A 5,409-nucleotide genomic window follows, 5' to 3' on the forward strand; every position below is an offset into this window, starting at 1 on the left:
GCTTTGCCGACGTTCTCTTTGAGTTTGGATGGTCAGACGTGGGTTCCGTGATCAAGAAGCGCCGTAAGCGTATGGCGAAGAAGAAGCACCGCAAGCTGCTGAAGAAGACGCGGGTGCAGCGCCGCAAGCTCGGTAAGTAAGTACTTCTGCCGCGCCCGGTCCGGCTGGGGGTAGCTCGTGGCACAGGTGGTGATGGTGACCGGCGTCTCGCGGGACGCCGGTGCTCGCTGTGCCCGGAGACTGGCCGAGGACCCGTCGATCGGCACCGTGATCGGTGTCGACGTGGTGCCGCCGCGCGCGGAACTCGGCAAGGTCCGGTTCGTCCGGGCCGACATCCGTAACCCGGTGATCGCCAAGGTGATCGCCGCCGAGGGCGTGGACACGGTCGTCCACACCGGCGTCGTGGCCACCCCCGGCAGTGCCGGTGGGCGGTCGTCGATGAAGGAGATCAACGTCATCGGCACCATGCAGCTGCTCGCCGCCTGCCAGAAGGCGCCGGGCGTGGCGAAGCTGGTGGTGAAGTCCTCGACCACGGTGTACGGCGCGGGTCCGCGGGATCCGGCGATGTTCACCGAGGAGATGGCGCCGCGGGCGATCCATCACCACGGGCTGAGCAAGGACGCGGTCGAGGTCGAGGGGTACGTGCGGGGATTCGCCCGGCGCCGCCCGGACGTCTGCGTCAGCACGCTCCGGATGGCGAACTGGATCGGCCCCAAGACCGATTCACCGATCACCCGGTACTTCGGGCTGCCCGTCGTACCGACCGTGTTCGGGTACGACGCGCGCCTGCAGTTCCTGCACGAGGACGACGGCGTCGAGGCGATCCGGCATGCCACCGTCGACGACCTGCCGGGGACGTTCAACCTGGCCGGTGACGGCGTACTGTCGCTGTCCCAGGCGATCCGCCGGCTCGGCCGCCCGACACTGCGGCTGCCGTCGTTCACGGCGTCCAGTACGGCGGCTGTCGTGCGGCGCGCGCGGCTGGCGGACTTCTCGCCGGACCAGATCACTTTCCTGACGTACGGGCGGGGCGTGGACACGACGCGGATGCGCACCGAGTTCGGGTTCGAGCCGAAGTACACGACCGCGGAGGCGTTCGACGACTTCCGCCGCTCGCTCGGCACCGGCGCGATGACCCACGCCTCCGGCCTGCTCACCGCCGCCCTGGGAGCCCTCCGTGGCTGACGCCGACATCATCCCCATCGGCGCCGCCGGCCGCCCCGGCCGCGGCACCGGCCGCCGTACGACGCCGTCGGCCGCGGCCCGCACCCTCGCCGGGCCGAACGCCCGCAAGAAGAAGAGCACCCGCAAGACCCAGCCGCCGGTTGCCGAGCCTGAAGAACCGGTCGCCGAGTCACCGGCGTACACCGAGGAGCGGCCGACCGAGACCGGGCTCGACTTCGGGGCGCTCGAGCGGGCGGTCCGCGGGACGTTCGGGGCGGACGGGGAACGGCGGGTCGCGGAGTGGCTGGCGTTCTTGCGGCGGCGGCTGACGGGGGAGTACGAGCTCGACGAGTTCGGGTACGACGCGGAGCTGACCGACCAGGTGCTGCTGCCGATGTTGCGGCCGATGGTGGAGAAGTGGTTCCGGGTCGAGGTCCGGGGAATCGAGAACATCCCGACCGACGGCAGCGCGCTGATCGTCGCGAACCACTCCGGCACGATGCCGCTCGACGGGCTGGTCACCCAGGTGGTGGTCGCGGACCACACCGGCCGGCCGCTGCGGACCCTCGCGGCCGACCTGGTGTTCCAGACGCCGTTCGTCGGTGAGCTGTCCCGCAAGGGCGGCGCCACGCTGGCGAACAACGACGACGCCGAGCGGCTGCTCCGGCAGGGCAACCTGGTCGGCGTCTGGCCGGAGGGCTTCAAGGGCCTCGGGAAGCCGTTCGCGGAGCGGTACAAGCTGCAGCGGTTCGGCCGCGGCGGGTTCGTCAGCGCCGCGATGCGCACCGGCGTACCGATCGTGCCGTGCTCGATCGTCGGCGCCGAGGAGATCTACCCGCTGGTCGGCAACATCGCCTCGCTCGCGCGGCTGCTCGGCGTCCCGTACATCCCGGTCACCCCGTTCTTCCCGCTGCTCGGCCCGCTCGGCCTGATCCCGCTGCCGTCCAAGTGGCTGATCGAGTTCGGCGAACCGATCCGTACCGACGACTTCCCCGACGGCGCCGCGGACGACCCGATGCTGGTCTTCAACGTCACCGACCAGGTCCGCGAAACCATCCAGCAGACCCTCTACACCCTCCTCATGCAACGCCGCAGCGTCTTCTTCTAACCCTGCACCTCCCGCGTACGCCCTCCCCGCGCAGGAGGGGATATCCGCTCGTGTTGAGGGTTCTCTGCTCTTGTACGAGGGGAGAACCCTCAACACCAACGGATATCCGGCTCTTCTGAGTGATGCCAGGGGGCAGCCCGAACCACCCACGCCTGCAGCAGAAGAGCCGGACACCCCCACCTGTGTGGGAGGGGCTGGGGGACCACGCAGCCCCCGGCGCGGGTTCGGGCCGGGGGCTGCGGGGTGGGTGTCACTTCCAGGGTGGGAACAGGGTCTGGATCAGACCCGGGATGTTGATCAGCGGTGTGGGCGGGAACGGCCAGGGCCACGACGGTGTGGTCGACGGCAGTTTGGAAGGCAGCACCGTGGGCGTCGCAATCGGCGAGTTTGACGACGACGGCTTGGGTGGAGTCTTCAGGGCGGTCGGCGGCGGAGCGGTGGACTCCTCGACGATCGTCGTGTTGGGCACCTTCGGCGGCACGGTGGGCCGTGTCGAGGCCGGGTTGACCGGGGTCGGGATCGTCGCCGAGGCCTTGGGGCTGGTCGACGACGCGGCCTTGACCGGGTCGCTCGGCTCGTTCACGCCGGGGGTGGTGCGGTTCGGATGGTTGGTGTTGGCATTGCCGGTGCTCGGCGCTCCGGCGGCCGGCTTCGGCGCATCGCACTTCGGGCACGCGGCCGTGGTGAGCTGCGCCAGCTGCTCGATCGTGGCCAGCGCCTCGACACCGGACTTCAACGACTCCGGTGGCAGGTTCGGCGTCGCTCCCACCAAGGCCTGGCGGGCGCTGGTGATGAACGACGTGATCGCACTGATCGAGCTCGCGTCGCTGTTCTGCTGGTACGACGCGAGCAGCCGGGACACGCCCTTGCGGGCCTGCGCCGAGAAGTCGTCCAGGGTCGCGTTGATGGTGCCCGCCGAACCGCCGTTGTCGGTCAGCTCGCGGACTTCGGACAGTCGGGTCATCGCATGCTCGAGGTCGCGCCGGCCGCGGGAGTCGTCGCCGACACCCACATTGGTCGCCACGTTCTCGATGCTGCGCTTCATCCCGTACAAGGTGTCGCCGGGCATCGCCTGCTGAGCGGCAGCAGCGGAACCGATGCCACCTCCCAGCAGCACCAGCGCGGCAGTCGATGCCACCAACCGGATCTTCCGGCCCTGGCGGCGGCGGATATCTGTCACGGACGCGCCAACGTCCTCGCTACCCGGCGGGTCGTCCGAGTCGTCTGGTGCCGTGTGCACCGTCAGCTGAGTCGCAGTGGTCGCCGCCCGCGCCGCCGCCTGCTCCATCAGGCGGTGCCGCAGCTCGGCACTGAACTCGGGTCGCGGTGCAACTGCGCCGGCGGTCCTCAGCCGTCCGACCAGTTCCACAGCTTCCAGCAACTCTGGATCGTCGCCCAGTCGCGCGGAGTGACGGGGCCCGTGATCGACGGCGTGCGCGAATGCCTCCGCGCGCGCTCGAGCCCTGTGTAGGTCACTCATGAGTTCTCGTTCTCCTCAATGGCCAGTCGGGGTCACCGACAGGTCCTCACCAGGCAAACGAGGTAACTCCCTGACGGGTTACGAAAGACGTTCGTTGTCATCCGCCTCATCTCAAGTCCTTGGGGATAACCTTCGCCAGGTGCCGGACGGCCCGCAGCTGCAGTTGCTTGACGGCGCCTTCGGACTTCTCCAGCGCCTTGGCCGTCTCGGCGATCGACAGGCCCGCGAAGAACCGCATCGTCAGGCAGTCGCGTTGCTCGTCGGGCAGGCCGGCGACCGCGTCCCGGAGTACCTCCGCGGTGGCCGCGGCCAGTACGTCGATCTCCGGGCCCTCGGTCTGCCGGTCGTGGGTCTCGATCTCGTCGGTGACCACCTCGAGCCGGACCCGGCCGGACTTGTAGTGGTCGGTGATCAGGTTCCGGGCGATCGTCACCAGCCAGGCGCCGAAGTCCCGGCCCTGCCAGCGGAACGAGTCCAGCGCGCGCAGCGCCCGGACGAACGTCTCGCTGGTCAGGTCCTCGGCGAGTGCCGATGACGACACCCGGGCGTAGATGTAGCGATAGACGGTGAGCGAGTACTCGTCGTACAGCTCACCGAAGGCACCGACGTCCCCGGCCTGGGCGCGATCGACGAGCTCCGCTCGTCGCATCCCGTCCGGACTTGGTTCCGGCGTGGTCAAGTTGTCTCCCCGTTCGACTGACACGTCGTTCGACACATCCGCGAATGGCCTCAGTAACTGGATCAGCACAGAGCGTTACCGCATGAGCACGTGCTGTCAACAGGCTGGGGCGTGCCGCCTTCCGTCCGGTCCGATGGTCACGAATGCGCCAGCGGACTGCGTCCGGTGCAAAACGGAGCAGCCTGCTGTCGGGGGTTGGTACATCGCGCATGAGGGTCCCCGCGCGGACGGGTTTCTGCAGTGTGAGGTTCGACAGAAGCTCGGCCGCGAAGTCACCTGTATATCGGTGGTCACGCTCCGCTGCAACCGTTCTGGGCAGACTGGTTGCTCCCGGCCCGGATCCCGGGCGTGACAGACTCACCTGGTGAACGTGAATTTCGCGGACATCCTTCGTGACACAGCGCAACGTCACGGCGGGCGTCCCGCGCTGGTCGACGGGGATCGGCGGCTGACCTGGAGCGAGCTCGACCAGGCCGTCGACCGGACCGCGCAGGGGCTCGCCGCGGCCGGCCTGGTGCCCGGCTACCGGGTGCTTCTCCTGGTTGCCAACAGCATCGAGTTCGTCACGTCCTACCTGGGCGTTCTTCGCGCCGGACTGGTCGCCGTACCGCTGAACACCGGGCTCACGAAGCCCGAGCTGCGGACCGTCGCGGAGCACTCCGGGGCCCGGCTGGCGATCGTCGACGCGGTCCTCGCGGACCGGGTCGAGGGCGTCCGGACGGTGGCCCCGGACGAGCTCCAGGGTGACGCTCCGTTACCGCCGCCGATCGATCCCGAGTCGCTCGCGGTGCTGCTGTACACCTCCGGAACCAGTGGAGATCCGCGGGCCGCGATGCTCACCCATCGGGCACTTTCGGCGAATGTGCAGAACCTCACCCAGCTCGGCGAGGACCGGATGGGCCCCGAGGACGTGGTGCTCGGGGTGCTGCCGATGTTCCACGCGTTCGGCCTGAACGCGGTCCTCGGCTGGGCGGTCGC

The 5,409-nt window shown here is 69.1% G+C and carries 6 protein-coding genes; 4 read left to right on the forward strand and 2 right to left on the reverse strand.

The window, feature by feature from the left end; all coding sequences use genetic code 11:
• The first annotated feature begins 38 nt into the window (after positions 1 to 38).
• The 3 genes from VFF46_RS28730 to VFF46_RS28740 are packed head-to-tail and all read left to right on the forward strand — an operon-like array spanning position 39 to position 2,272.
• The gene (locus VFF46_RS28730; protein ID WP_008356322.1) at positions 39 to 140 is read left to right on the forward strand and encodes a 30S ribosomal protein bS22; all 102 of its coding nucleotides are present in this window, start codon (positions 39 to 41) and stop codon (positions 138 to 140) included.
• Positions 141 to 192: 52 nt separating this feature from the next.
• Positions 193 to 1,185: an NAD-dependent epimerase/dehydratase family protein gene (locus VFF46_RS28735; protein ID WP_414673101.1), complete on the forward strand. Its 993-nt coding sequence runs from the start codon at positions 193 to 195 to the stop codon at positions 1,183 to 1,185.
• Positions 1,178 to 2,272 (forward strand): lysophospholipid acyltransferase family protein, encoded by a 1,095-nt coding sequence (locus VFF46_RS28740; RefSeq protein ID WP_325040351.1) that lies wholly within the window; start codon positions 1,178 to 1,180, stop codon positions 2,270 to 2,272. The genes VFF46_RS28735 and VFF46_RS28740 overlap by 8 nt, the downstream gene beginning before the upstream one ends.
• Before the next feature lie 250 nt (positions 2,273 to 2,522).
• Here VFF46_RS28740 and VFF46_RS28745 read toward each other — a convergent pair whose 3' ends face one another.
• Both VFF46_RS28745 and VFF46_RS28750 read right to left on the reverse strand, forming a co-directional pair.
• A complete protein-coding gene (locus VFF46_RS28745; RefSeq protein ID WP_325040352.1) occupies positions 2,523 to 3,653 on the reverse strand; it encodes a DUF5667 domain-containing protein in 1,131 nt (376 codons plus the stop codon).
• Positions 3,654 to 3,858: 205 nt separating this feature from the next.
• A complete protein-coding gene (locus VFF46_RS28750; protein ID WP_130384882.1) occupies positions 3,859 to 4,401 on the reverse strand; it encodes a sigma-70 family RNA polymerase sigma factor in 543 nt (180 codons plus the stop codon).
• A 394-nt stretch (positions 4,402 to 4,795) separates the two neighbouring features.
• Between VFF46_RS28750 and VFF46_RS28755 the strand changes: the two genes are divergently transcribed.
• The coding region (locus VFF46_RS28755; protein ID WP_325040353.1) for an AMP-binding protein at positions 4,796 to 5,409 on the forward strand (614 nt) is incomplete at its 3' end.

The organism is Kribbella sp. (assembly GCF_035655035.1).
Classification (GTDB): domain Bacteria; phylum Actinomycetota; class Actinomycetes; order Propionibacteriales; family Kribbellaceae; genus Kribbella.